Source organism: Actinoplanes sp. HUAS TT8, from assembly GCF_051380535.1.
In the GTDB taxonomy this organism is placed as follows: domain Bacteria; phylum Actinomycetota; class Actinomycetes; order Mycobacteriales; family Micromonosporaceae; genus Actinoplanes.
In genome coordinates, this window is sequence record NZ_CP195646.1 from 8,019,406 (window position 1) to 8,046,275 (window position 26,870).

Below are 26,870 nucleotides of genomic sequence, written 5' to 3' on the forward strand. Positions count from 1 at the left end.
TTTTGACTCTAAACAAAGTAGGCATCGTGACCGATCCCGTCAATCCGCTGTCCGCACTCCCGGCCGATGCCACCGAGGACTGGGAGCACGCGCTGATCACCGGGAACGGCCGTCAGGGCGCTCTCTGCTACGGCTCTCCGGCCGCGCTGCGGTTCACCCTGGCCCACGAGGACGTCTTCCAGCCGGTGACCGAGCCGCTGCCGGCCCCGGCGACCGCGGCGGCGCTGCCCCGGCTGCGGACGATGCTGGCCGACGGCCGGTTCGCCGAGGCCGCGGCCGAGGTGTGCGAGGTCGCGACGGCGGAACATCCCGGGTACGCCGGCACCCGCTGGATCGACCCGCTCATCGGCACGGCGACGCTGACGTTCACCCCCGACCGCCCCGGCGACGGCTGGTCCCGGGACACCGATTTCCGGACGGGCGTGGTCCGGCTGCGGTGGGCCGGCGTCACCGGTGAGGCGTTCGTCTCGCGGGCCGCCGACCTGCTGTTCATCCGGGTCACCGGCTCCGGCGGCACCCTGTCCCTGGCGCCGATCGCCGGCACGCCGGAACGCCCGATCGACGTCGAGCGGACCGAGGAGCACGGCACCCTCGTGCTGACCGCCCGTTTCCGGGACGCGACCTGGCCCGGCGCCCTCGACGGCTACACCGTCACGGCACGCTCATGGCGTACGGCAAGCGGGGTTGTCATAGCGGCCCGGACCACGCCGGGCCTGAGGCGAACCGCCCTGGGTGAGATGCCGGATTTTGACGCCGTGCTGGCGGAGCACGTGGCCGTCCACGGCGACCTGTTCGACCGCACCCGTCTCACCCTGCCCGACCGGCGCACCGAGCAGCTCTTCGACGCCGGGCGCTACGCGATCATCAGCAGCACCGGTACGCGTCCGCCGACCCTGCAGGGTGTGTGGAGCGGGACGTACTCGCCGCCGTGGCGCAGCGGCTGGACCATCGACGGCAATCTGCAGGCGGCCCTGCTCGCGGTGCACACGACCGGCACGCCCGAGCTCATGCCGCCGCTGTTCGACCTGCTCGACGCGCTCCGCGCGGATCTGCGCGAGAACGCCCGCCGCCTCTACGGGATGCCCGGCCTCTACGCCCCCGCTCACCTGGGGACACACGGGCGGCAGAACCATTTCGGGCCGGTCTGGTGCCTGACCTTCTGGACCGCCGGCGCCGCCTGGCTCGGCCGCCTCTACCTGGAGCATTGGCAGCACACCGGCGATGTCGCGTTTCTTCACGACCGCGCGCTCCCCTACCTGCGCGAGGTCGCCGAGTTCCACCTCGCCTTCGCCGAGATCGCCGACGGGCGGGCCCGGTTCAGCCCGTCCTATTCGCCGGAGAATCACCCGGTCAACACCGGCGCGCAGGCCTGCGTGGACGCGACGCTCGACGTGCGGGCGGTCGGTGACGTGCTGCGTGCGCTGCTGATCCTCGACGCCGCGAATCCGCTGGCCGAACGCTGGCGGACCCTGCTCGACGCGTTGCCGCCCTATCGCGTCACCGACGCCGGTGAGCTGGCCGAATGGCTCGATCCGCGCTTCGACGACAACCACGAGCACCGGCACAGCAGTCATCTCTATGCGCTGTACTACGCCGGTGACGCGGAACTTCTCGACGATCCGGTGCTGCGCGCGGCCGCCGTCGAGACCGTGCGGCGGCGCCTGCGATGGTGGCTGAGCGAGGCGTCCGACGAGATGGGGTACGGCCTGGGGCTGCTGGGCGTCGCCGCCGCGCGCCTGGGGCTGGCCGAGGAGGCGTACGCGGCCCTGACCCGTCTCTCCGCGGCGTACTGGCGACCGAACCTGGTGCCGACCCACAACCGCGACCACATGTTCAACGTGGACCTGGCCGGCGCCTACCCGGCCCTGGTCGCCGCCATGCTGCTGGCCGGCCGGGACGTGGCCGCGGACGGTGTCGCGCGCCTGCACCTGCTGCCGGCGCTGCCGGACGCGTGGCCGTCCGGATCGGTGCGCGGCCTGATCGCCCGGGGCCCGGTGCGGGTCGATCTCACCTGGGCGCCGGGCACGCTGGAGGCGGTCCTGACCTCGGCGATCGCGCGCACCGCGGTCGTCACCGGGCCGGACGGCACGGTCACGGTGGCTCTGGCGCCGGGCACACCGCTTCGGCTGCGGCTCGCCCGTACGCGCAAATCGTCGTGAAGAGTGAGAACCGCCGAGCGGAACCGGAGCTGGGATCCGGAACCACCCGGCGGCAGTTCTTGGCGCCGCAGGCGTCAGCCTTTGATCGCGCCGACGATCACGCCCTTGGTGAAGTGTCGTTGCACGAACGGATAGATGATCAGCGCCGGTACCAGGGTCACCACCACGACCGCCATCTTGATCGCGAGGTTGGGCGGGGCGCTGTAGCCGATGCCGGGAAGGTGGACGACCGTGCCGGCGCCCGCGTTGGTCGGCGACTGACCGGCCAGGATGAACATCTGCAGGACCCGCTGGACCGGCTGCAGGTCGTTGCGGTCGATGTAGAGGACCGCGTTGAAGAACGTGTTCCAGTAGCCGACCGCGTAGAACAACCCGACGACCGCCGTGACCGCTTTTGACAGGGGCAGCACGATGCGGAACAGGATGCGGAACTCGCCCGCGCCGTCGATGCGCGCGCTGTCCAGCAGCTCGGACGGGATGCCCATGAAGAACGCGCGGAGCACGACCAGGTTGAACGCGCTCACCGCGGCCGGCAGGACCAGCGCGAGCAGGTTGTCCTTGAGCCCGAGGCCGGTGACCACCAGGTAGCTCGGGATCATGCCGGGATAGATCAGGAAGGTGAGCAGGAAGTAGAAGAGGATCGGCCGGTGCAGCAGTGTTCCGGTGCGGGAGAGCCCGTACGCCGCGAGCACCGTCACGCTCAGGCTCAGCGCCGTGCCGATCACCGTCACCAGCGTGCTGACCAGCACGGCGTCGGTCACCTGACCGCCCGAGAAGATCACGATGTACGCGGACGGGTCGAACTCGCGCGGGAGGAAGACGTACCCGCCGGCGTTGTTGATCGTCTCGGTCGAGGAGAGGCTGGTGACCAGGACGACCCAGAGCGGGACCACGACGACGGCGACCACGAGAGTGAGGATCGTGCCCTTGCCCAGCTGACCGATAAGGGTCGGCTTCTCCTCCCACACCGGGCGGCGTGATCTCGAGGACGGTTTCAGTTCCGCGAGAGTGGTCACTTGGAGTAGATCCCTTGCTCGCCGAGCTTGTGCGCGACCTTGTTGGCGCCCACGATGAGCAGCAGCCCGACCAGGGCCTTGAACAGGCCCGCGGCCGCGCCGACGCCCCACTGCTGGACCGTGATGCCCTGGTAGTAGACGAAGGTGTCGAGCACCTCGGACGCGTCCCGCCCGACCGCCTCGCGTTGCAGGTAGAACTGCTCGAAACCGACGTTGAGGGCGTCTCCGAGGCGCAGGATCAGCAGCAGCACGATGACCGGGCGCAGACCGGGCAGGGTGACGTGCCAGAAACGCCGGAACCGGCCGGCGCCGTCGGCCGCGGCCGCCTCGTAGAGGTTCGGGTCGATGGCGGCCAGCGCGGCCAGGAAGACGATCATGCCCCAGCCGGCGTCCTTCCAGATCGCCTGCGAGGTGATCAGGAAGTAGAACGTGTCCGGGTTGGTCATGAAGTCCGGCGCGGTGAAGCCGGCGTCGCGCGCGGTCTGCGCGATCAGGCCGGCGCCGCCGAGCATCATCTGGAACAGCGAGACGACCAGCACCCAGCTGAAGAAGTGCGGCAGGTAGACGACGCTCTGCACGATCGAGCGGATCCGCGGCGACAGGATGCTGTTCATCAGCATCGCCAGCAGGATCGGGATCGGGAAGTAGAACACCAACTGGAACGCGGTGATCCCGAGCGTGTTGCGGACCGATTCCCAGAACGCCGGCGTCTCGAACAGGTACTGGAAGTTTCCGAACCCGATCCACTCGCTGGACAGGAACGCCTGCAGCGGACTGTCGCCGGCGAACGGGTTGTAGTCCTGGAACGCGATGACGTTGCCGATGGCCGGCAGGTAGTGGAAGACCGCCAGCAGCACCATCGCCGGGACACACATGAGCATGAGCGGCCAGTCGCGACGCAGGCGCGCCGCGACTGACATTGTGGAAACCGCCGATTTGGTACGGGGTTGTGCTGCGGTTCCCACCACGGAGGGTGCGCTCATCGGCCGTTGTCCGCCAGCACCTTGGCGTAGAAGTCGCGGGCCTTGTCCCCGCCGCCGGCCTTCCACTCCGAGACGACCTTGTCGAAGTCGGAGAGCGGGCGCCGCCCCCGGAGGATGTCGGTGATCTTGTCGTCGGTCGGCTGCTGGATCGCCGCCTGCTCGGTCGGCACCTCGACCTTGATGCCCTCCCACGGGTTCTTCTCCAGGTACTTGGTGGCGTCGTTGCCCCAGCCGACCAGGTCCTGCGCGTAGTGCGGCAGGTCGGGGTCGCTGGTCACCACGGCCGGACGACCGCCCAGGAAGATGAACTGGTTGGCGAACTCCTTGGTGAAGGTCTCGTTCGTCTTCGGGGCACCGCTCGCGTCCCGGGTGAAGTGGGTGCCCTCGACGCCGTAGTTCTGCAGCTCGTACTCCTTGGTGCCGAACGGCGCCGCGGTGTAGTTGAGCACCCGCAGCAGCTCCTTGGTCCGGTCCTCGCCGAGCCCCTTCTTGATGAAGGTCCACATGATCGACGGGGTGCCGCCCCAGCGCACTGGCGGCGTGCTCGCGTCCGCGCCGAAGACCTTCACGGCCTGCATGTTGAAGCCCTTGCCCTGCCGGGTCATCTCCCGCTGGGTCTCCTTCCAGGAGCCCAGACCCGTCGCGTACGAGAAGATCTTCCCGCCCTTGAAGAGCGTGACCACGTCACCGCCCTTGCTGCTGGCCAGGTCGGGGTGGATCAGCTTCTCGGAGTAGATCCGGGCCATCCACTCGACGGCCCGCTTGTACTCGGGCGTCTCGTACCGGTGCAGAACCTTGCCGTCGGCGCCCTTGAACCAGCCGTTCTGCGAGCCGGGGTTGCCGCAGATCTGCAGCACCTCCTGGAAGATGTCGCCGAACGCCCACTCGCCCTTGTCCGGGTCGGTGAACTTCTTGCCGAACTCGTAGAGCGAGTCGAGCGAGGTCGGCGCCGCGATGCCACGCTGGTCGGCGACGTCCTGCCGGATGAAGAGCGCGGTCGGGTAGGGCGAGTCGGTCGGGAACGGGACGCCCATCAGCTTGCCGCCCCAGACCGAGTCCTTCCAGGCGGCCGTGTCCAGGCCGGCCAGCAGTGGGTACGCGCTCGCCTTGTCCCCGGCCAGGTACGGCGTCAGGTCCTCGAAGAGCACGTGCACGCCGTCCGAGAACCGCGCCAGCTTGCTGATCTCCCAGCCCGGGATGCAGGTCAGGTCCGGCACGTCGCGGGCGCCGAGCATGGTGTTCAGCTTGTCGCCGTACGTGTTGCCGTCCTGCACGCTGAACGTGATCGTCCCGCCCATGTCGGCGCCGACCGCCTCGACGTACTTGTTCGAGGTCGGCGGGGCCGGCCCCCACCACGGGGTGGTCGCGGTGACCGGCTTCCCGCTGGTGATCGCCTTGTCGGTGATCGCGTCGACGAGGCTCGTCGGGTACTTCACGTAGCCGTCGGCCATCGGGCGGATGCCCTTGACGTCCGGCGCCACCAGGTTCGAGTCCTTGAACGTCGGCACCACGCCGGCGGCCTGCTCGGCGTTGGTGGCGGTGCCGGTCGAGCCGGGCTTCTTGGAGCAGCCCTCCAGGGCGCCGAGGCCGGCGATCGAGGCCGCGCCGAGGCCGGCCAGGCCCAGGAAAGTACGCCTGTTCGTAGACGCGCCCACGGCGCACCTGCCTTCCTATATGACTTTTTGGTCTTTCTAGGCTTTAGTTTGTCTAGGCTCTAAACTAAGGACATCGAAGACAAGCTAACTGACGCGGCGCGACCCGACAAGGTGCAGTTGGGAGCGCACCCACGGCGGGATGCGGCAAGATTGTTCACAGATTCGGACGGTCCACCGGAGAGCGGAGCTTGACTTGACCACCACCCGGGCGGAACCACAGCCGGCCGACTTCGCGGACGTGCGCACCACCAACCTCGCCGTGGTGCTGCGCCATCTGCGCGCGCACGGGCCGAGCTCGCGGGCCGCGATCGCCGCATCGACCGGGCTGACCAAGGCGACGGTCTCCAGCCTGACCGGCGACCTGATCGGGCACCGGCTGCTGCGCGAGACCGGCCTGAGCGGGAACCGGATCGGCCGGCCGGCCACCGTGCTGGCCCTCGACGGTTCCGCGTACGCGTCGATCGGCATCCAAATCTCGCCGGGGCAGCTGACCGCGCTGGCCGTCGACTACTCCGGTGATCAACTGCTGTTGTGGCACCGCGCGTTCGAGCCCCACCGGCTCGACGCCGAGGTCGTCGCGCTCGCCCAGCGGGCCGCCTCGCGCGTGCGCCAGCAGGGCCGCCACCTGCTCGGACTGACCGTGGCCACACCCTCCCCCGAGCTGCGCGAGCTGGTCGCCGGCTCGCTGCGGCAGAAGGACCTGGTCGTCACCGTCGCCCACCACGCCGCCCTGGCCGCGGTCGCCGAGCAGCGCCGCGGCGGGGATGCCGGAGGCGATCTGGCGTATGTCTCCAGTTTTTGCGGCGTGGAAGCCGGCCTGATCCTGGACGGAAATCTTCTCCGCGGCGGCCGGCTCGGAAGTTTCACCCTCGGCCCGGCCGGCTCCCCCACCCTGCGGGACCAGGCCGGGATCGAGGCGCTGGTGAAGCGCGCGCTGCCCGATTTTGATCCGGCCGCGCTGGCCGACCTGGGCCCGGCCGTCGAGCAGGTCGTCATCCGCGCCCGGTCCGGCGACGCCGCCACCCTGGCCGCGCTGGCGCACACCGGCGGCTATCTCGGTCAGGGTCTGGCCGTGCTGACGAACCTGGTCAGCCCGGACGTGCTGGTGCTCGGCGACCATTTCGCCACGCTGGCCGACTGGCTCATCCCGGCCGCCACGGCCGAGTTGGCCCGGCACGGCAACGCCCCGCAGGCTCGCGTCGTGGCATCCCGATTGGGCCTGCACGCGGCCGCTCTCGGCGGCGCCGTGTCCCATCTCGATCAGGTCGACACCGGACGGATCCCGCAACCGGTGGGCTAGTTCATCGATGTAACGATCGATGACCAAACATGCGTGCCGCACCTTGACCTAGTCACGACGAGGGTGCGAGCCTCAGGGAACTTCGTCCGAAACATTCGCGAAACCACTCGCGTGGTTCTCTTCGCTCGTTTGTCGAAGCGCTTCGACGCTGTTTTTGGGAGCGCTCCAACAACCGGGCACGGCCCCGAAGGAACACGTTGTGATGACCGAATCCCCCTCTCGCGTCGTCTTTCGCGACCCGCAGCAGAAGCTCGCCACCCGTGTCTCCGACCTGCTCGCCCGGCTCAGCACGGCCGAGAAGATCGCCCTGCTCCACCAGCACCAGGCCCCCGTCCCGGCGCTCGGCATGGCCGGATTCCGCACCGGCACCGAAGCCCTGCACGGCGTCGCCTGGCTCGGCACGGCCACCGTCTTCCCCCAGACGATCGGCCTCGCCAGCAGCTGGAACCCGGACCTGCTGCGCCGCGTCGGCGCCGCCGTCGGCACCGAGGTACGCGCCCGGCACCACGCCGACCCCGACCACGTCGGCCTCAACGTCTGGGCCCCCGTCGTCAACCTCCTGCGCGACCCACGGTGGGGCCGCAACGAGGAAGGCTTCTCCGAAGACCCCTGGCTGACCGGGACACTGAGCACCGCGTACGCCGGAGGGCTGCGCGGCGACCACCCGCAATGGCTGCGAACCGCGCCCACCCTGAAACACTTCCTCGCCTACAACAACGAAACCGACCGCTGCCTCACCAGCAGCAACCTGCCCCCACGGGTGCTCCACGAATACGAACTACCGGCCTTCCGCCCGGCCCTCGAATCCGGCGCCGCGGTCGCAGTGATGGCCTCCTACAACCTGATCAACGGACGGCCCACCCACGTCAGCCCGCTGATCAACGAGGTGCTACGCGGCTGGCCGGTCGAAGACGTCATGGTCGTCGGCGACGCCTACGCGGTCCACAACATCGCCGGCGACCAGCACTGGGAGGACGACCACGTGGCCGGCTTCGCGGCCGCACTCCGCGCCGGCATCGACTGCGTCACCGAAGAAGGCGACAACCCCGCGCCGACCATCGCCCGCTTCACCTCGGCCCTCGAACGCGGACTGATCACCGAATCCGATGTGGACGCCGCCGTGCGACACATCCTGTCCGTGCGGATCCGGCTCGGCGAATTCAACCCGGACGAAGACCCGTACCGGAACACCACGACCGAAGTGATCGACTGCGCGGCCCACCGCGACCTGGCCCGGGAAGCCGCACGCGCCTCCATCGTGCTGCTCGCCAACGACGGGACCCTCCCCCTGGACCCGGCCGCGGCCGGGCGGATCGCGGTCATCGGGCCGCTCGGGGACGCGGTCTTCGAGGACTGGTACAGCGGGACCCCGCCGTACCGTAAAAGCCTGCGATCCGCCCTGTCCGACATCTCCGAAGTCCTCTTCCACGAAGGCGTCGATCGGGTGGCGCTGCGGGGCACCGGCGGAACCCTGGTCGCCTCCGACGACGGCCTGCGCGTGCAGCCGGTCGACGGGACGCCCGACACCGCACTCTTCGACATCCTCGACTGGGGACAGGAAACAATCTCGCTGCGGGCCGTGACGAACCGCCGATACGTCGGCTACGACGGAGACCGGCTGCGCAACGACCAACCCGGGCCGAACGGGTGGGAGGTCAAAGAAACATTCACCTTCGAGCCGTACGGGAACGGGATGGCCCTTCGGCACCTGCAGACCGGGAAACTGCTACGCGCCGGAACGGACGGGCTGGTGCGACCCGAGACCGACGACATCGCGGAGGCAACCATCTTCGACGTCGAGGTGCTGGTGGACGGGGTGGCGGAAGCCGCGACAGTGGCCGCGACAGCCGACGTGGTGGTGCTGGCGCTGGGGAACCATCCGATGGTCTGCGGGCGGGAAACCATCGACCGGCGGGATCTGGACCTGCCCGGTGGGCAAGATGCGCTGATGCGGGCCGTGCAAGCCGTGAACCCCCGCACCGTGCTGGTGTTGACCAGCAGTTATCCGTACGCGATCGGGTGGGCTCGGGAAAACCTGCCGGCCGTGCTGTGGTCGGCGCACGGCGGGCAAGAGCATGGGGCGGCGCTGGCGGACGTGCTTTTCGGGGCGGAGCCGGGCGGGCGTCTTACGCAGACCTGGTATGTGGATGACAGTGAGTTGCCGGAGCTGTTGGATTACGACGTTGTCGCTACCGACGCCACCTATCTGTACTACCGCGGGGTTCCGCTGTTCCCGTTCGGGCATGGGCTCAGTTACACCGACTTCCGTTATGACAGTCTCCGGCTAGGGCCCGCCCCCGCCCCCGCCGCCACCACCAGTTCTTGCACGAACACGAACACCGCGACCGCCGACAGCCCGGCCCCCGGCCCGTCGAACGGCACGCCCGACCCACGCGACACCGTGCTCGCCGTAGACCCGTCCGGCACGGTCACGGTGAGCGTCGACGTCACCAACGTCGGCTCTCGTCCAGGCGACGAGGTCGTGCAGCTTTACACCCGGCAGCAGCACTCCCGGGTCAAGCAGCCGCTCCGCCGCCTGCGCGGTTTCCAGCGGGTCGGTCTGGCCCCGGGCGAACGAACCCGCGTCTCGTTCACCCTGGACGTCGCCGACCTCGCGTTCTGGGATGTCACTCGATCCCGCTGGGTGATCGAGCAGGCCTCACACACCATCGCCGTGGGCGGTTCCAGCCTCGACTGGGCGTTGACCGCGACGCTTCGCGTCCGCGGCGAGGTGATCCCGCCACGCACGGTTCGCTCCGGCTTCCGGTTGATCGACAATGATGCGTACGCCGGTACCACGCCCGTGGCGATCGCCGCCGAACCCGGCGAGGCGCTCCGCAGCGTCGTCGACGACGCGTGGGCGCTCTTCGCCGATGTCGATCTGGACGGCGGCGTCCAGCAGGTCGCCGCGCTGGTTTCGGCCGGTCTCACCTCCTCCGACTTGTCCGTTGATTCCTCGGGTGACGGCGGGACTGTCACCCTGCGCCTGGACGATCCGTTTTCCGGGCCGGTCCTGGCCACGCTCACGATTCCGCCGGTCACCGATCGGCTCGGTGTCGTCTCGGTGCGAGCGCCGATCGGCCCGGTCAGTGGCGTTCACGATCTTTTCGTGCTCTTCGATCGGGCCGGCCTCGCGGTTGCCACATTAGCTTTTTCCTGACCGGGTGCCGGCGTTGTCCACAGGCGGCCTCGGCGGGTTGTCCACAGGCCGGTGCGCGGGGATCACCGCATGATCTAGGGTCTTCGGTCATGCGTTTCGGGAGTGTGTTGGTGCAGGTCGGCGGCACGGTCGGGGTTGCTGTTCTCGCGGCGCTGAGCTGGTTCGGCTGGATGGGGTGGGACGGGCAGTATCAGACGGATCCGGTGTCCGGGGTGGAGTCGGGGCCGTATGCGGCGTGGCAGGTGGCCGGGTGCGCGGTGACTCTGCTCGCGGTTTTCGCCGGGGCGGTGGCGGCCGGGGTGCGGCCGCTGTTCGTGTCGGTGGCGTTGACGGTGGCTTTCACCGCGGCGTGGACCGTGACGGCGGCTGCTCGTGACACGACGGGTCTGTTCGCGGTCGGCGCCGTCTTCCTGTTCGTCGGTCTCGGCGTGGCCACGCTTGTTGCTTCGCTCATCGCCATCGCGATCAGGGACCGCCGGCTCGCCCGCCGGTGAGCCGCCGTTGGCCGTGGGGAGCCGCTGATCGGGCGGGGAAGCGGGCAACGGCCGGGCGCGCGGCCGATGGCGGGCCCAGCCGTGGGGGGCCACTGATCGGGCGGGGGAAGCGAGCAACGGCCGGGCGCGCGGCTGATGGCGGGCCCAGCCGTGGCCGCTCCGGCCCCGGGGCGGCCACGGCTGGGGGTCGGGGCGGTCAGCCTGCTGTGCCGGTGACCGTGGTTCCGGTGCGGGTCACCTGGTAGGTGACTGTGGCGCCGCTCCAGAAGATGAACGTCAGGGTGACCGGGGCGCCGTCGTTCACCTCGGCGAAGAACGCGGGCGTGAGTTTGATGGCGCCGGCGGTGTAGTCCGGGGTGAATGTGGCGTCGTATTCCTTGTAGGGCGTCCAGTTCTGCGGGCCCGCGTTCGACCCGTCGGCGTAGGTGGCGGTCATCGTGGCCAGGCGGTCGCCGTTGAAGGCGGCCGGCAGGGCGTACGTGTCGGTGGTGCCGGTGGCGGCCGACAGGACGGGCGTGTCGTAGCTGATGACGTCCAGGCGCCACGTGACACCGCGGTCGAATCGGACGGAAAGGGTGTTCTTCACGCCGTACGCGCGGTCTTTGAGCAGTCGCATGAGCAACCGCGCAGTGAGCGTGAGTTGATCGCCGGAGAGTGAGTAGTCGATGCCGCGGCGCAGCGCGGCGTGGCCGAGGTCGAGGCCGGTGAAGCGGGTGCCGTTGGGGTTCAGCGTGATCGTCTTGGGGGTGATCGGGGCGGAGGCGGCGCTGAAGACGAGGTCGGTGTCGGCGGTGCCCGAGCGGGTGTGCCAGCTGGAGCTGAGTTGGCGGTAGAGGGCCGGGTCGCGCCAGGTCAGCGTGGTGCGGTCGAGGTGTTGGCCGTTGTCCCAGAGCATCGTGGTGACGTGGTTGATCCGCGCCTGGGCGCCGAAAAGTTCGAAGAATTTGAGTTTCTCGCCCTGTTCGACGGTGCCGGTGCTGCGGTCGAAGCCGAGCAGGCCGTACTCGCCGATGATCACCGGGATGCCGTGGGCGACGAAGGTGTCGTGGACGCGCTGGAACGTGCCGAGCAGGTCTTGTCGTGCGGTGGCGTCGAAGCGGTAGCCGCCGGCGATGTTGACGCTGAACGGCCAGTAGCCGTAGTAGTGCACGGTGGCGATCAGGTTCGGGTCGTTCAGTGCGGTGATGGTGTTCGCGAGCTGGTCGAGGTAGATCTGGTCGGCGTTGGTGTGCAGGGTCGGGAGCACGAGCAGGCGGCTGGTGTTGCCGCCGCCGGTGCCGCGCACGATGGTGTGGAACGCGGTGTTGAGTTCGGTCAGGAATGGTCCGTCGCTGACGAACTGTGGCTCGTTGAGGCTCTCGAAGACCAGCCGTCGTGGGGCGTCGCGGAAGGCGGCGGCGACCTGGGTCCAGATGGCGTCGAACCGGGCGAGTACGGCGTCGTGGTCGTTCGGCATGGTGTTGACCCACTGCCACGAGTCGTGATGAATGTTGATCATCACGTAGAGGCCGTCGTCGAGCGCCCAGCCGACCACTTCGCGGAGCCGGGCCAGCGTCACCGGGTCGATGGTGTAGTCGGGTGCCGGGCCGAGGTGCTGGCTCCAGGTCACCGGGATGCGGATGCTGTGGAAGCCCTGGGCGCGGATGCCGGCCAGCAGTTCGCGCGTGACCTTCGGGTTGCCCCAGGAGGTCTCGTCGGCGCCGGTGGCGTCGAAGGTGTTGCCCAGGTTCCAGCCGGGCTGCATGGCCGCGACCGCTGCTTCGGCGTTCTTCGGGGTGTTCGGAGCCGCCTGGGCCGCGACCGGCGCGGTGAGGGCCAGGGTGGCGGTCAGGGCCAGGCTCAAGAACCTGCCGAGCATGGCGCTCCTTCAAGTGGATGGAGGCTTGGTCTCGGCAGATTATGTTCGAGCGTTGAACTATGTCAATCGGTGCACATGGATGCGGGCCACCTCGGAGGCGGGGGGACTATCGCCTCACCGGGGTGGCCCGCAGTGTCCGGCCGCGTCGGACCCGTTCCGTCGTCGAAGGGATCCCGCCAGGTCGCACATAGGTGAACACTCCGCGTTCAGCGCACGGAGTCCAGTACTCGGAGTATTCCGCAAAAAGGCCGACTCACGGAATACCGAACCTTTCCCGGAACCAATTCCAGCGGGAGCTCGATCGGGTTCGACATGGCCTTCAACCTGCCAGTTTGCAAGTTGCATGCAGTTCCGCTAATGACCCTCCTTTCTGGAATTTGGCACACTGATTTACCGGGAACGCATTGTCCCGGAGCTATTGCACTTCGTACTCTGATGGTCAACTGTCATCGATCGACATAAGTGCGATGAAGCGGGGCAGCCATGCTGATCAAAGTCATCGACCAAATCACCGATGAAGAGATGCACGTGGCCGCGTGGGAGCTCTACGAGCGGGCGCTCGGAGAGATGCGTTCCCTTGCGGTGCAACGACACCTCATGTACCGGTCCGAGTTCGACGAGGTCATGCTTGACCTGCGGATCGACAAGTACCTCTGCTACGACGACGATGGCACGCTGTCCGGGTTGTCGACCTTCAGCAACGACCTGCGCGCGATGCCTCTCATCTCACCGGAGTACTTCGAGCGCCGCTGGCCCGAGCTCTACCAGGAACGGAGAATCTGGTACGCCGGTTTCGTGGCGGTCGATCGCGTGGCTCGTGGCTCTCGCGCCCTGCTCGAGCTGATGGAGGCCATGTACCACACGGCTTCGGCCAACAACGGCATGATCGCTCTCGACTTCTGCCGGTTCAACGACAGCAAGCGGAACATGGGCAAGGCCACCGAGCGGATCCTCGGCCGGTTCGCGCGCGGGGTGATTCGCGCCGAGCGGATGGACGAGGAGCAGTTCTGGTCCTACGAGTTCCCGGCTGCCGCCTGATCCTCAGAGACGAGCCATAGGCGGCCTCCACATGGCCCAGAGCGGAGGCCCGTCGGGCAGGTCGATCACGGTCCGCACCTGGTAGCCGTGACGAAGGTAGAGATCGCGATTGCGCGGGTCGTTCGCCTCCAGGTAGGCGGGGATACCGGCGCTGTCGAGCCGGGTGTGATGCCGGTCCAGAAGCGCGCCACCGATGCCGCGGTTCTGCCGGCTCGGACGTACCGCGAGGAATGCCAGGTAGTGGTGCGGATCGAGCGGATGGTGGGCTTCGAGCGCGGCGTCCAGTCGCAGGACGCGGTCGTGCGCGTCCTCGCTCGCCTCCTTGACCCGTCGGTCGTAGTCGGCCGGTGGCGGGATCATCGAGGTCAGCGGGAACCACAGGGCGACGCCCGCCATCCGCCCGGTATCCGCGTCCGAGGTGCTGTACACCTCGCCGTACTGAACCGCGTAGTCGACGAAGATCTCGAAGTACCGCGGAGCGTTCCGGCGGCGCATCATCGGATCCGGGTGGAGCCAACGGGCGACCGGACCGTCCCACATCGCGTCGGCCACGACGTCGGTGATCTCGGCCGTGTCGAGCGGCGACACGTGCCTGATCACAAGGTCCTGGATGGCGTACGTCATGGAAGTAGTCCCTACCTGATCGACGGCATCTGACTGTTGACGGGAACGGAGTGCGAGTGCGGGCGGACCATCTCCGGAAGCTCGATGAGCGCTCGGCCGTCACCGCCGCGACCGATCATCGCGTAGGAGTGCGGCCTGGTCCGGCGCATGATCAGCGCCCAGCCGATGCCGAGTACGGCGGCGACGGCGTAGCCGACCGGGAAGACCCAGCGGAACGTCGAGCCCTCGGGCACCTGCAGGATGTCGCCGAGCCCGATCACGGTCGCGTCCAGCACCAGGCTCAGCATGAAGAACGCGAGCACGGGCGCGATCTTCGACCGCCAGACGTTCTCCCGTCCCGGATTCTTGAAGAAGAACGCGATGACCGCCGCGGACGCCGCCCACATCAGGATCAGTACGCCCAGGCCGCCGATCGTGGTCAGCCAGGCGAACAGGTACACCAGCGGGTCCGCGTTGATGAACGAGTAGAGGATGATCACGCCGAGGGCGAGCACGCTCTGCGCGATCGAGCCGACGACCGGCGCGCCGGTCCGCGGGTGGGTGTATCCCCAGACGTGCGGGAGCACACCTTCGCGGCCGAGCGAGAACTGGTACCGCGCGACGGCGGCGTGGAAGGCCAGCAGCGCGGCGAAGATACTGGTCATGAACAGCAGGTAGCCGATGGTCACCAGGATCTCCGGCACGTGCGGGCCGACCAGGGCGAAGACCAGGTTCGTCTTCTCCTGTTGAGCCACCGCGACGATCCGGGTCGCGCCGGTGCTGACCGACATGGCCCAGGCCGAGATGCCGAGCAGCAGACCCGCGATGATGACCGAGATGTGGGTGGCCCGGGCGATCGTCCGCTTCGGGTCCTTGGCCTCCTCGGAGAGCACCACTGTCGCCTCGAAGCCGACGAATCCGGCGATCGCCAGCACCAGCATCGCGGCGACCTCGGGGGTCAGCAGCTGCACCGGGTTGAGAGTGGTGAAGCTGACCGAGCCGCCGGCCGGGTTGCTGATCATCACCGAGTCGTAGATCACGACCACGGCGATCTCCAGGGCCAGTAGTACGCCCAGCACCTTGCCGCTGAGGTCGACCCAGAGCACGCCGAGCACCGCGACCAGAGCCCACGCCACCAGCGCGCACGGCACCCAGGAGGTGGTTATGCCCAGGGCCGCCAGCACGCCCGAGGTGACCACCCCGAACAGTCCGAACAGGCCGATCTGCATCATCGAATAGGCCGGCAGTGCGACGAAGGCGGCGGCGACACCCAGCACCCGGCCGAAACCCTGGCTGATGTACGAGTAGAACGCGCCCGAGTTGACGATGTGCCGGCTCATCGCCACGAAGCCGACCGTGAACAGGGACAGGATCGCGGCGACGACCAGGTACACCACCGGCGCCGCGACCGAGCCGCTGATCACCGCGTACACGGTCGAGATGCCACCGATGACGACGGTCAGCGGGGCCGCGCCGGCCACCCCGAAGAACACGACCGACGGGATGCCCAGCCGGTTGCGGGCCAGAGCGCTGCTGATCAGGTCGGGTTCCGCGGCGGTGCTCCGGCGCTGTTCCATCAGGACGCGGCCGGCCCACTGTTCGTAGTTGTCGCGGCGGCGCTGATGCCTTCCCCGGCTCACCGGCGCCCCACCGCGAGAGCGGAGCCCACCGACGACTCGGTGCACTCGACGAGCTCACGGAGGTCGTCGGGCAGCGAGGCGATCATGCTGGGCAGGGCGTGGTAGATGTGCGGGTACATCTCGAAGCCGTACATGACGTGGCGGGTCAGGCCGGTGGCGACGACGATACCGACGAGGACCCGGTCGGCGACGCTGAGGTCCATGCCCCGGACCAGCATGTTGGCGATCCGGGTGGAGGCCCACGCCGCGGCGTTGCGCTGGCGGGCGGTGTTCGGCATGTAGAGCGTCTGGGTGCCGCCGAGCATCCGGCGCCGGGTGATCGCCTCGACGGCGCCGACCCGGATCAGCCGCTCGGCCACCCGGAGCGCCGAATCCTGCGCCAGGAATGCCAGCCAGGTGTGCACATCACGGTGTTGTGACTGTGCGCAAAGTAGATCAAGAATGTCGTGGGTGAGAGCGTCCCTCGGCGGATGCTGATCAATGATGAAAAGATCGCCGTCGGTTACGCCGATGCGTCCCTCTAAGACGAGTTCGGACAGTAATGCGGCGGCCAGCCCCAGGCCGGTCGCACGGGGATGTAGCCTGGACCGCCCGGTGCGGTCCTCGTGTGCGATCAGGTAGTACTGGTCAGCCAACACTTGCGCCACGCCCCTTAGACGCCAGTCCCAATGATCATTTCGCCTATGTAGCAAACAAGACAGAACTCGATGTCCGTCGCATCATGTCCCCTACATCAAGGTCAATGCAAGAAGTACTAGACTTCTTATTCAGGCCCCGCTGCTCAGCACCCTCCTCCTATGATCATCAATAGTCGATCATGAATGGGGGTACCCGGACCGTGAGGAACACTCGTAATATCAGCCTCCTCAGCACCTTTAGGGAGTCTTAGGTGTCCGATATTGAGGGTCCGACACTGCGCCGCCGCCGCCTTGGGGTGGAACTCAAGCGATGCCGCGAGGCGGCCCATTTGACCCAGCAGGACGTGTCACGGCATTTCGAGTGGCACTCGGCCAAGGTCACCCGGATCGAGACGGCGCGGGTCGCCGTGACGCCGCGCGATGTCCGAGATCTACTGACCCTCTACCGGGTCGAGGACGAGGAGTACCGGGAGGCTCTGGTCGAGCTGGCCCGCTCCTCGCGGGAGCGCAGCTGGTGGACCGACTACAAGGACATCATGCGTCCGGGCAACTTCGTCGGCATGGAGGCGGCCGCGACGTCGATGCGATGCTGGGAGCCGATCATCCTGCCCGGCCTGCTGCAGACCGAGGCGTACATGCGGGCACTGATCAGTACCGGTCGCTCGGCCGATCCGCCGCAGCGCATCGATCGGCGGATCTCGCTGCGGCTGACGCGGCAGAGCCGGCTGCGCGGCGAGCACCCGCTGGAGCTGGCCGTGATCGTCGACGAGGCGACCGTCCGTCGCGTGGTCGGCGGCGAGGACGTGATGAACGCCCAGCTCGAACATTTGATTGACATAGCTAAATTGCCAAATATTTCATTACAGATCTTGCCGTTCAGCGCCGGTGAACATTCGTTCCTCGGCGGCGCCGTCACCCTTTTGGAATACCGGGATACCACCCATTTGGATGTTGTCTACCTCGAAGGCATTGCGGGAGACTACTACGAGGAGCAGCCGACTGAGGTTGCCCGGTACAGGCAGGAGTTCGAGCGATTGAGCACGAGGGCGCTCGACCATCGCACCACCATAAAGATGATCGAGAGTCTGCTCGCCGCTTAGCGACTCCCGAAACAATCTCATAATGGAGGGAGGTGCACGAGTTGCTCGCGCACCAGCTCAAGGGTGCCGTCTGGAAAAAAGGCAGTCGCAGTAACGGCAACGGCGGTAACAACTGCGTCGAGGTTGCGTTCCTCAACGAAGGAATCGCCGTCCGTGACAGCAAGAACCAGACAGGCCCAGCTCTCATGTTCACGCAGGCGGAGTGGACCGCCTTCGTGGACTCTGCCAAGGACGGCGAATTCGATATCGCCCCGTGAGCCTACCGATAGGCTCGCACCGACGGAAGGGTCCGACTGAACTTCTTCGGTGCATGATCTGAAAGAGAGCCGCAACACCCGGTTGGGTGTTGCGGCTTTCTGCATGCTCGTTCTCGGTCAGGATCCATAAACGTTGACATAGAAGTACGCCGATGCGAGGGTACGGGCACCGTCAGACCCACGGTGACGATCCCCACCCACTCGGCCGGGCTCCGTCACCTCACAGAAAGGGACGACCCCCGCATGCGCCTACGTCGCGCAGTCGCCGTCGTGGCCGCCGCCATCGCGGCCACCACCGCAGCTCTCGCCGGACCCACCCCCGCCCAGGCGGTCAGCGCGGTGACCCTGGCGAACACGATCACCCTGAGCAACTGCTCCGCCTCACTGGTCCGCTACCCCACGTCGGTCAGCACCGACCGGGCGATGATGCTCACAAACGGACACTGCTACGAAGGCGGACTCATCCCCGCCGGAACCGTCCTGCAGAACCGGACAAGCAGCCGCTCCGGAACCCTGCTCAACAGCAGCGGCCGCTCACTCGCCACCGTCCGCGCCGACCGCATCCTGTACGCGACGATGACCGGCACCGACGTCACCCTCTACCGGCTCACCAGCACGTACGCGACACTGTCGAGCAGCTACGGCGCGAGCCCGCTGACCATCTCGGCCAGCCACCCCACGGCCGGCGCCAGCATCAGCATCCCGTCCAGCTACTGGAAGCGGATCTGGAACTGCAAGATCGACAGCTTTGTCTCCACACTCCGCGAGGACGAGTGGACCTGGCACGACTCGATCCGGTACAACGCCGACTGCGACACCATCCACGGCACCTCCGGCTCGCCCATCGTCGACGCCACCAGCGGACAGATCGTCGGCATCAACAACACCGGCAACGACGACGGCGAGATGTGCACCCTCAACAACCCGTGCGAGGTCGACGCCAACGGCACCACACACGTGTACCAGGGCCAGAGCTACGGCGAAGAGACCTACTGGTTCACCACCTGCCTCACCAGCACCCGCACCATCGACCTGACCAAAACCGGCTGCCTGCTGACCAAGCCGTAGGCCACCGCGCCCGGCCGGAGGTCCCCCGGCCGGGCGCGGCCCGCCACACGCGCCCCGCGATCGTTCACCACGCGAATCCGCGATCGGCCGACGCCGATCCATACGGAGAAAACGCGGGACGGCGCGGGGCGCGTCGCATGATCGGCAATTCTTCAAAACCCTTTTCCGGTACGGAATTCGCGCACTCGAAGCGGTCCACTCACGGCCATCAAAATTCAGACATTCATTTCCCTGTACGGTCGTAGCCCGCGCCCGTCGGCACCGGTGAGCCACCGCGCGACGGCCCGGCACCGCAGCTCTCGCGTCACCCGGCACCGCAGGTCTTCCGTCGCTCGGCACCGCAGGTCTTCCGTCGCTCGGAACCGCAGGTCTTCCGTCGCTCGGCACCGTCGATCACGTCGCTCGGAACCGTCGATCACAAAGCACCGCGCGACGGCAAGCCCCGGAAGCCACAAGACGCCGCGCGACGGCATGCCCACGGAGGTCACGAGGCCTCGCGCGACAGCGACGCCGGCAGTAAGGATGCGACCCGCATCAGCTGCACAGGGGTTCGGTGCCGAGCGGCAGCGAGACGGCGGTGGGGCTGGTCGGAGACGGCTGCCGCCGATCGCATTCGGTCGGTCACGACGCGGTCAGGCGGTGCCCCCGCTCACCACAGAATCCACCCCACCCGGGGGGCCACCTCCACTGGGTCATTCTTGCCGAAAACGCCAAGATCATGCGGGCGGCCTGTGGACAAACCATCGATGTGGATAACCCTCAATGGGCCTTGCGGAGGCGATACCTTGGGCCGGCAAAACGCCAGACAGCGTTGGGTGGTGCTGGCTTGCGCGGCGTGCTGCCGACTCGCATGGCGCGGTACCGGCTTGGCGGTGCGTAACGGTGCCGGTTTGGCGGGCAGTGCCGACTTGGCGATGGTGGCGTGGCGCAGTGCGGTGCAGTGCGCACGGTGCGATGCGGGGCGCACGGTGCGATGCCGGGCGGGGCGGGGCGGGGCGGTGCAGAGCACGCGGTGCGATGCGAGGCGATGCGAGGCGATGCGGTGCCGTGCGCACGGTGCGATGCGGGGCGGTGCAGTGCGCACGGTGCGATGCGGGGCGATGCGATGCAGGGCAATGTGGTGCGGGGCCGGCTGAGGGTGCGGGGTTGGCTTGGGTGCGGGCGTTGCTGCTGGCGGGTGGGGTCAGGCGATGCGGGCCAGGGCGGCGGGGTGCGGGGCGGGCGGGGCGGTGACCGGCTCCGACGGGAGCAGGTGGTGGACGGCTGTGGAGTGGGCTTCGGCGAGGATGGCCTCCTGGCAGAGGCTCTGCCAGTTGCGGCGGGAGGTCTGGGCGTCGTCCCAGGCTCGGGCTTCGGCTTCGACGGCGCGGTTCCAGACGGCTTCCAGGTGGGCGGCCGAAGCGCGCTGGACGACCAGCTCCTGGTCGACCGGGTGCAGGCGGGCGTCCCAGCCGCCGCGGCCGGTCAGGGCGTCGGCTACGGCGCTGGTGGGGAGTTCGCCGCGTTCGGCGGCGGCGCGGACGGCGAGGTGCAGGAAGCGTTCGCGGTCGGCGTACTCGGCCGGGCTCTGCTCGGTGGCCGGGGTGTGGAAGGCGGCCGCCATCTGGATGCGGCGGGCCCGCGAGTCGGCGGCCTGCCAGGCGCGGAACGCGTTGTCGACGCGTTCGGCGGCGGACTCCCAGTGTTCCTGCCAGCGGTCCGCGGCGTAGCCGGCGCTCTCCGCGGCGATCCGCACCTCGTCGGCGTAGCGGACCACCCGGATCGCTTCGGCCTCGCGCCGGAGGCGCTGTTCACGGCGCTTCGCGGCCCGGTACAGGAAGCGGCCCAGCCGCGAGCGCCGGCCGGACTCGTGGTCGGCGGAAACGGGGCCGGCGGAGAGGAATGCGACAGGCGGCGCGGATTCCGTGGAAGCGGACGCAAACGGATCGGCGTCCGCAAAAACGGAAGAGTTGATCGCGTCCGGAACGGAACGGCCCGCCGCGGACAGAACAGCGTCCGGAACAGCGGCCGGGCTGGAAGCACCGGCCGCGGGCGAAACAGCGGGTGGAACAGGGCCAAAAGCAGCGGGCGAAACAGCGGCGGAATCAGCGGGCGGAACAGCGCCGGGAACGGAACGGGCGGCCGGGAAAACGGACCGCGAGCGACGCGGCGAGGGCGCGGCCGGGTGGACGGCAGCGCCACCCTCGGCCGGCACTTCGGCGGCGAAAACGGCATGGGTGGCGAACGGCCCCGGGGCGGGACGGCGACGGCGGGGGCGGCCGATCAAAAACGTACACGCGTCGGCCAGGGCGCGACCCGGGTTGCGGACGCCGGTGGGGCTGGCGAGGACGATCATGGCCGGTACGGTGGCGAGCCACAGGGTGGCCCAGATCGCTACCGGGGCCGGCTCGTGCAGCAGCATTTCGGCAACCATGTTCATGGGATTTTCCGTTTCCGCTCGTCTGGGGATTCCGCTGGCCGGGCACGTGCACGCGGCCCCGGAACGGCCGACGGGCGGCCGTTCTCGAGGACTTCAGGCGGCGGTGCGGGGCGGTGCGCGCGAACCCGCGGCCCCGGCCGAGCGCTGCGCGAACAGGACGCGCGTGCGGTCGGTGACGGGGTGGCCGGAGACCGGCTCGACGGGCGGTGCGGTGTTCTCGGCCGGGGCGGTGGCCTGGGCGGCGACCGGGGCGGCGGAGGTGGCGGAGGCGCCGGAGACGGCGACCGCGGAAACGGGAGCGCGGTGTGTGGCGGGTGCGAAGCCGGCCGGGTTCGCGGGAGCCGCGAAGAAGGCCAGCAGCAGTGCCAGGAGCGCGGGCAACGACCGGAACACCGAGGTGCGGTGTGCGGTCGTCGTCATGGCTGCCAAGGTAACCGTCCACCCTGGTCAGCCGCGGGACGCGGCGCGCCGCGGACCCGGGTTCACCCGCAGGTGGCGGCCCGTGCGCCGGACAGGAGACGCCGAGCGCGCCCCGAAGCCTCGACAGCGGCAAACGCGAGCCCGACGACCGCAGCGCGGAGAAGCCGGGCGGCGCGAGGACTGCGGGCCGGCGCGAAGACTGCGGGCGGCGCGAGGACTGCGGGCGGCGCGAGGACTGCGGGCGGCGCGAGGACTGCGGGCGGCGCAAAGGTCGCGGGCGGCGAAGGTCGCGGGCGGCGCGAAGGTCGCGGGCGTTGCCGGGAGGACGCGACGGCGTGATCCCGGGGGCGCCACGGACGGGGACCCGGGCCGGCCCCTTCGCCCGCAGGGGAACCGGCCCGGGCCGTCGGTGCCGGGCAGCGGCACGGATCGAGACAGTATGGGGGATTCCGGGTGGATCAGAACAGCCGCTAAGGCCGATTTAAGAGAGTTCGCTCACGTCTGCCCGCCGCAGGCCGATGGGACCCTCCGGACCACTCCAACAGCGGGAGCGAGCATGCGGAGAAATGCGGGCGACCCCGTGCTGCTCGCCGTCGTGCTGGGCGGGTTGCTGCTGGTCCCGCTCTTCCTGACCGGGCTCGGCGGGAACGCGGCGTCGTGGACGGCGCAGACCGCCATCGACGTACTGGATGTCTGTTTTGCCTGGCGGTTGGCTTCTCATCCGGATGTTCCGGGGGCCGGCCGCCGATTCTGGCGGGCGGTGATCGTCGCCTGCGCGGCCTGCGCGCTCGGTGATGGATTTCAGACGATTTCGACGTACGTCGGAGCCGGCCCCCAGATCAGCGTCGTCCAGACCGCGTTCGTGGTCACGGGCATGGTGATCGTGGTCGCGGCCACGCTGCGCCATCCGCTGGGCGGCGAGGGCCGGCAGCGGCTGCGGCTCTGGCTGGACGCGGCGACCGTGCTCACCGGGGTGGCCGCGTTCCTCTGGTATTTCCTGCTCGCGAACGAGTTGAGCGAGCAGCAGGAGATCGACCGCTGGGGTGCCGCCGCGACCGCTGTGGTGATGCTGCTGATCGCGTTCGGCGTGCTCAAGTTGATCTTCAGCGGGACGGCCCCGTTCACCAAGATCTCCGGGGTGCTGGGCTGTCTGGGGCTGGCCGGTACGGCGCTGGGCGCGTCGGTGGCCGGGGTGCTGTTCGGCGCCGAGGCCGACCCGCGGGTGATGTACGTGGTCCAGCTGGTCCCGTGCGTGATCATCCTGGCCACCCTGCGGCTGCAGCTGCTGCAGACCCGGCCGGTGGACCCGGCCCGCGGTCACCGGCTCGCGCAGCGGCCGAGCGTGCTGCCGTACGTCGCCGTGATCGCCACTCAGCTGCTGGTGGTGTACGCGTTGAGCGACGGCGCACCGGATCTGCGCACCTGGGGTGTGGCGATCGGCGCGGTGGTGATCACCGCGCTGGTGGTGGGCCGGCAGATCTCGGCCACGCGGGACAACGAGCTCCTGGTCACCGAGCTGGACGGCCAGCGCGAGTGGTTCCAGGCGTTGGTGCAGAACGCCTCCGACATGACGATCGTGGTCCGTGAGGACGGCCGGGTGGAGTACGCCAGCCCGGCCACCAAGCGGGTGCTCGGCACCGATCCGGCCGACCTGATCGGCACCTGGCTGCCCGGCCGGACCCACCCCGAGGACCGGCCCCGGGTGGACCGGCACACCGAGGTCCTGGAGGCCAATCCGGGCGTCGGCGTGCACATCCAGGTGCGCTGGCGGCACGCCGACGGGACGTACCGGTGGCTGGATGTGATCAGTACCGACATGCATCACAACCCGAGCATCCGCGGCTTCGTGCTGAACGCCCGCGATGCCGGCGAGACCCGCGCGCTGCACGACGAGTTGGAGCGGCAGGCGACCCACGACGCGTTGACCGGGCTGGCCAACCGGGTGTTGCTGCAGCGCCGGATCGACGAGGCGGCGTCCGACGACGAGAGCGCGGTCAGCATGCTGCTGATCGACCTGGACGGGTTCAAGGCGATCAACGACCGGCACGGCCACCACACCGGTGACCAGGTGCTGGTGATGGTCGCCGAGCGGCTGGGCGGGCTGCTCGGCGCCGGTGAGGTGGCGGCCCGGCTGGGCGGGGACGAGTTCGCGGTGCTGCTGCCCGGGACCGGTGAGCAGGAGGCGGCGAAGCTGGCCGACCGGATCACCACGGTGATCGCCGAACCGATGATGATCAGCAGCCAGTGGCTGACCGTGGGGGCCAGCGTCGGGGTGGCTTCCGGGCGGGCCGGCGAGGGCGACCGGTTGCTGCGCGAGGCCGACGCCGCCATGTACCAGCGCAAGCACCGCCGCCGCGCGACCCTCCCCTGACCCGGCCCGGAGCGGGCGATTCACATCGATGTCGGCAACTGTTACTTTGCGGTAACACGCGAGAAGCAGGTGCCGATGTCCGCCGACGTGCTCACCACCCTGGTCCATGCGCTGGCCGGCGACGCCCGGCTGGTCGACGACGTGGTGGCCTCGGCGCGGGCGCAGTCCCCCGAGTCGGCCCGGCTGCCCACGGCCGAGAGCCGCCGGCACGTGGCCGCGCTGATCACCGCCGGGTGCACGGCGTTCCTGCGGGCGGCCGAACCGGACGACGGTGATTTCGCCGACGCGCGCCGGTTCGGGGCCGAGGGGGCGGCGCTCGGGGTGCCGGTCGGCGCGCTGCTCTCCGGGGTGCACGGCGGGCGCAGCCGGATCCTGGAGATCGCCATCGCGCGGGGCCGGGCCGCCGGGCTGCCGGACGACGTGCTGCTGCAGGGGCTGCTGCGGCTGGACCGGTACGGCACCGCGCTGGAACGGCACGTGCTGGACGGTTACCGGACCGCCGAGCGGCAGTTGGACACCGACCGCCGGGCGGCCCGGATCCGCCTGCTGCGGCAGCTGCTGCTGGAGCCGGACGGTACCGAGGCGGGCGAGGATCTGGGCCGGTTCGGGCTGACCGCCGAGGGGTGCTATCACTGCGTGGTTTCCGATGCCTCCGATCCGGTACGGGTCCACGAGCTGGAGCGGGCGTTCGCACGGTGCGGTGGCGTGCTGGCGCCGGTGGGCGGCCGGTTGAGCGGGCTCACCCCGCGCCTGCCCGCCCGGCTGGACGACAAGGTGCTGGTGGTGAGCACTCCGCCCGTACGTCTGAAAAATGCCGCGGCGGCGCATCGCGTCGCCCTGGCCGCCCTCGACGCGGCTCGCGTGCGCCGCAAGGCCGGGCCGCACGGGGTGACCGAGTTCGCCGGGGAGACCGCGCTGGCCGGGCAGCCGATGCTGGCCGGGTTCCTGCGCGACGAGCTGCTCGGCGCGCTGGATCCGGCGGACGACTTCCATCGGGATCTGGCCGGGACCGCGCTCGCCTACCTGGATCGGGGGCAGCGGCTGGATCTGACCGCGGGATCGTTGCATCTGCACCCGAACACGGTCCGTTACCGGTTGCGGCGGCTGCAGGAGCTGACCGGTTTCGGCGCGGCCGAGGAGCAGCTGACCGTGCTGGAGACGGTGCGCTGGTGGTGGGCCCTGTGGGCCTGGCGTGAGGCCGGCCCGCCGGCCGGCCTCACGTAGAGACATCACCAGGTGTAGAAGTTCTCCTGGGTCTGCGCGTTGAACTGCCGGGTGCGGAACAGCGTGGCCCCGCGGAGGCGGCGGTCGTCGATCTTCAGGACGTCCAGGCCCTTCTGGATGTCGCTGGAGTAGACGTAGCCGTTGTACCAGTACGCCGACCAGGACCCGCCGAGGATCATGCGCTCGGTGCTGAGCGGCCCGCGCTCCCAGTAGGCGATCTCCACCGGCTTGCGGGAGTTGGTGAAGTCCCACACCGAGATGCCGCCCTGGTACCAGGCCTGCACCATGATGTCGCGCCCGGGCACCGGGATCAGCGAGCCGTTGTGGGCCACGCAGTTCTCGGTCGAGGCGTTCTCCCGTGGGATCTTGAAGTAGCTGCGGAACTCCAGCTTGGCCCGCTTGCCCTTGCCGACGATGTCGTAGATGGCGTCGGCGCCGCGCTCCGGGCCGACCGTCGGGTTGCAGGTCGCCCCGCCACCGCCGCCGAGCTCGTCGGTGAAGACGACCTTGGTGCCGGCGTTGTTGAACGTCGCCGAGTGCCAGAACGCGAAGTTCTCGGTGTCCCGGACCGTGGTGATCACCTTGGGCGCCACCGGGTTCGAGATGTCGAACAGCGCGCCGTCGCCCATGCAGGCGCCGGCCGCGATGTCGCGCTGCGGGTACGCCGTGATGTCGTGGCAGCCCGTGGTCGGCGAGCTGTCGGTGTCACCGCCGAAGCCGCCGTCCGGGAACAGCACCGGTGTCGCCACGACGGCCGCGGCGGCCGGGTCGCGCAGCGGCACCTTGACGATCGAGATCTTGTCGTGGGGCAGCGCGCAGTTGGGCACGCTCGCACCGGAGAGGTTGTACGACGACACGTACAGATAAATCGATTTGTCCCGGCCCTTGCCCGGGATCATCGTCTGGGTGTGCGAGCCGCAGTCGGTCTTGACCGCGGCCACGTAGACCGGGTTCAGCGGATCCTTGACGTCGAAGACCTTGATGCCCTCCCAGCGCGGGGTCTCGGCCGGCGCGCTGCCCGGCACCGAGGTGCTGTTGCAGGAGTCGTCGGTGCGCTGCGAGTCGGTGGCCACGAAGAGCAGGTTGCCGTAGATCGACAGGTCGTTCTGCGAGCCCGGGCAGACCACCTGGGTGGCGATCGCCGGGGCCTTCGGATTGCTGATGTCGTAGACGGTGAAGCCGTTGTAGTTGCCCCCGAACGCGTACTTCCCGCTGAAGGCCCAGTCGGTGTTGTAGGAGTTCTCGGCGGCGAACGGACCGGTCTTGTCCAGGTGGCCGACCTGGGCGATGTTCGGACTGCTGACGATCTCGTCCACGCCGGGCACGACGGCGGCCGCCGGCTCGGCGTGAGCGGGTGCGGCGATCACCAGGCCGACCATGACCGTTATCGCGGCCAGCCCTCGTGAGGCCAGGTGCTTCATGGAGCTCCTTCCGGCTGCGCGTCACCGGCGAGCACCACATGTGAAC

At 69.0% G+C, this 26,870-nt stretch carries 20 protein-coding genes; 10 read left to right on the forward strand and 10 right to left on the reverse strand.

All coding sequences use genetic code 11. The annotated features are described in order from the left end of the window. Positions 1-26 precede the first annotated feature (26 nt). Positions 27-2,159 (forward strand): glycosyl hydrolase family 95 catalytic domain-containing protein, encoded by a 2,133-nt coding sequence (locus ACSHV8_RS35475; RefSeq protein WP_436523051.1) that lies wholly within the window; start codon positions 27-29, stop codon positions 2,157-2,159. A gap of 74 nt (positions 2,160-2,233) precedes the next feature. Here the strand turns inward: ACSHV8_RS35475 and ACSHV8_RS35480 are convergent, their stop codons facing one another. From ACSHV8_RS35480 to ACSHV8_RS35490, 3 genes are read right to left on the reverse strand one after another with little or no spacing between them, the layout of a single operon-like run. After that, positions 2,234-3,175 carry a carbohydrate ABC transporter permease gene (locus tag ACSHV8_RS35480; protein ID WP_436523053.1) on the reverse strand — a complete coding sequence of 314 codons (942 nt, stop codon included), beginning with the start codon at positions 3,173-3,175 and terminating at the stop codon, positions 2,234-2,236. Further along, a complete protein-coding gene (locus tag ACSHV8_RS35485) occupies positions 3,172-4,095 on the reverse strand; it encodes an ABC transporter permease (RefSeq protein ID WP_436523055.1) in 924 nt (307 codons plus the stop codon). The genes ACSHV8_RS35480 and ACSHV8_RS35485 overlap by 4 nt, the downstream gene beginning before the upstream one ends. A 59-nt stretch (positions 4,096-4,154) precedes the next feature. Beyond that, positions 4,155-5,813 (reverse strand): extracellular solute-binding protein, encoded by a 1,659-nt coding sequence (locus tag ACSHV8_RS35490; protein ID WP_436523057.1) that lies wholly within the window; start codon positions 5,811-5,813, stop codon positions 4,155-4,157. A gap of 193 nt (positions 5,814-6,006) precedes the next feature. Between ACSHV8_RS35490 and ACSHV8_RS35495 the strand changes: the two genes are divergently transcribed. From ACSHV8_RS35495 to ACSHV8_RS35505, 3 genes are all read left to right on the forward strand, one after another. Then, entirely contained in the window at positions 6,007-7,113 is a 1,107-nt protein-coding gene (locus ACSHV8_RS35495) for an ROK family transcriptional regulator (protein ID WP_436523059.1), read from the forward strand. A 202-nt stretch (positions 7,114-7,315) separates the two neighbouring features. Next, positions 7,316-10,273, forward strand: a complete 2,958-nt coding sequence (locus ACSHV8_RS35500; RefSeq protein WP_436523061.1) for a glycoside hydrolase family 3 C-terminal domain-containing protein — start codon at positions 7,316-7,318, stop codon at positions 10,271-10,273. A gap of 89 nt (positions 10,274-10,362) precedes the next feature. Further along, entirely contained in the window at positions 10,363-10,767 is a 405-nt protein-coding gene (locus tag ACSHV8_RS35505; protein WP_436523063.1) for a hypothetical protein, read from the forward strand. 196 nt (positions 10,768-10,963) lie between these two features. Here ACSHV8_RS35505 and ACSHV8_RS35510 read toward each other — a convergent pair whose 3' ends face one another. Further along, a complete protein-coding gene (locus ACSHV8_RS35510) occupies positions 10,964-12,625 on the reverse strand; it encodes a cellulase family glycosylhydrolase (protein WP_436523065.1) in 1,662 nt (553 codons plus the stop codon). Between the two features lie 483 nt (positions 12,626-13,108). On the opposite strand from ACSHV8_RS35510, the gene ACSHV8_RS35515 reads away from it, so the two are divergent. Next, the gene (locus ACSHV8_RS35515) at positions 13,109-13,663 is read left to right on the forward strand and encodes a hypothetical protein (RefSeq protein ID WP_436523067.1); all 555 of its coding nucleotides are present in this window, start codon (positions 13,109-13,111) and stop codon (positions 13,661-13,663) included. Positions 13,664-13,666: 3 nt separating this feature from the next. Here the strand turns inward: ACSHV8_RS35515 and ACSHV8_RS35520 are convergent, their stop codons facing one another. From ACSHV8_RS35520 to ACSHV8_RS35530, 3 genes are read right to left on the reverse strand one after another with little or no spacing between them, the layout of a single operon-like run. Then, positions 13,667-14,287 (reverse strand): GNAT family N-acetyltransferase, encoded by a 621-nt coding sequence (locus ACSHV8_RS35520; protein WP_436523069.1) that lies wholly within the window; start codon positions 14,285-14,287, stop codon positions 13,667-13,669. Positions 14,288-14,298: 11 nt separating this feature from the next. Further along, complete coding sequence (locus ACSHV8_RS35525; protein WP_436523071.1) at positions 14,299-15,906, reverse strand: APC family permease; 1,608 nt, start codon at positions 15,904-15,906, stop codon at positions 14,299-14,301. After that, the gene (locus ACSHV8_RS35530) at positions 15,903-16,553 is read right to left on the reverse strand and encodes a GOLPH3/VPS74 family protein (RefSeq protein WP_436523073.1); all 651 of its coding nucleotides are present in this window, start codon (positions 16,551-16,553) and stop codon (positions 15,903-15,905) included. Before ACSHV8_RS35530 ends, ACSHV8_RS35525 begins: the two co-directional genes overlap by 4 nt. Positions 16,554-16,795: 242 nt before the next feature. Between ACSHV8_RS35530 and ACSHV8_RS35535 the strand changes: the two genes are divergently transcribed. The 3 genes from ACSHV8_RS35535 to ACSHV8_RS35545 all read left to right on the forward strand — a co-directional run bounded on the left by ACSHV8_RS35535 (position 16,796) and on the right by ACSHV8_RS35545 (position 18,969). Further along, positions 16,796-17,644, forward strand: coding sequence for a helix-turn-helix domain-containing protein (locus ACSHV8_RS35535; protein WP_436523075.1), 849 nt, complete (start codon positions 16,796-16,798; stop codon positions 17,642-17,644). A gap of 41 nt (positions 17,645-17,685) precedes the next feature. Beyond that, a complete protein-coding gene (locus ACSHV8_RS35540) occupies positions 17,686-17,901 on the forward strand; it encodes a DUF397 domain-containing protein (RefSeq protein WP_436537072.1) in 216 nt (71 codons plus the stop codon). A 243-nt stretch (positions 17,902-18,144) separates the two neighbouring features. Next, positions 18,145-18,969 (forward strand): S1 family peptidase, encoded by an 825-nt coding sequence (locus ACSHV8_RS35545; protein ID WP_436523077.1) that lies wholly within the window; start codon positions 18,145-18,147, stop codon positions 18,967-18,969. Between the two features lie 1,183 nt (positions 18,970-20,152). Here ACSHV8_RS35545 and ACSHV8_RS35550 read toward each other — a convergent pair. Then, positions 20,153-21,388: a hypothetical protein gene (locus ACSHV8_RS35550; protein WP_436523079.1), complete on the reverse strand. Its 1,236-nt coding sequence runs from the start codon at positions 21,386-21,388 to the stop codon at positions 20,153-20,155. 93 nt (positions 21,389-21,481) lie between these two features. Beyond that, complete coding sequence (locus tag ACSHV8_RS35555) at positions 21,482-21,808, reverse strand: hypothetical protein (RefSeq protein ID WP_436523081.1); 327 nt, start codon at positions 21,806-21,808, stop codon at positions 21,482-21,484. A 556-nt stretch (positions 21,809-22,364) separates the two neighbouring features. Between ACSHV8_RS35555 and ACSHV8_RS35560 the strand changes: the two genes are divergently transcribed. Together ACSHV8_RS35560 and ACSHV8_RS35565 are read left to right on the forward strand one after the other, a co-directional pair. Beyond that, the gene (locus ACSHV8_RS35560; protein WP_436523083.1) at positions 22,365-24,179 is read left to right on the forward strand and encodes a diguanylate cyclase domain-containing protein; all 1,815 of its coding nucleotides are present in this window, start codon (positions 22,365-22,367) and stop codon (positions 24,177-24,179) included. Between the two features lie 75 nt (positions 24,180-24,254). Continuing rightward, positions 24,255-25,403: a helix-turn-helix domain-containing protein gene (locus tag ACSHV8_RS35565; protein ID WP_436523085.1), complete on the forward strand. Its 1,149-nt coding sequence runs from the start codon at positions 24,255-24,257 to the stop codon at positions 25,401-25,403. A 5-nt stretch (positions 25,404-25,408) separates the two neighbouring features. Here the strand turns inward: ACSHV8_RS35565 and ACSHV8_RS35570 are convergent, their stop codons facing one another. Then, a complete protein-coding gene (locus ACSHV8_RS35570; protein ID WP_436523087.1) occupies positions 25,409-26,824 on the reverse strand; it encodes an LVIVD repeat-containing protein in 1,416 nt (471 codons plus the stop codon). Positions 26,825-26,870 lie beyond the last annotated feature (46 nt).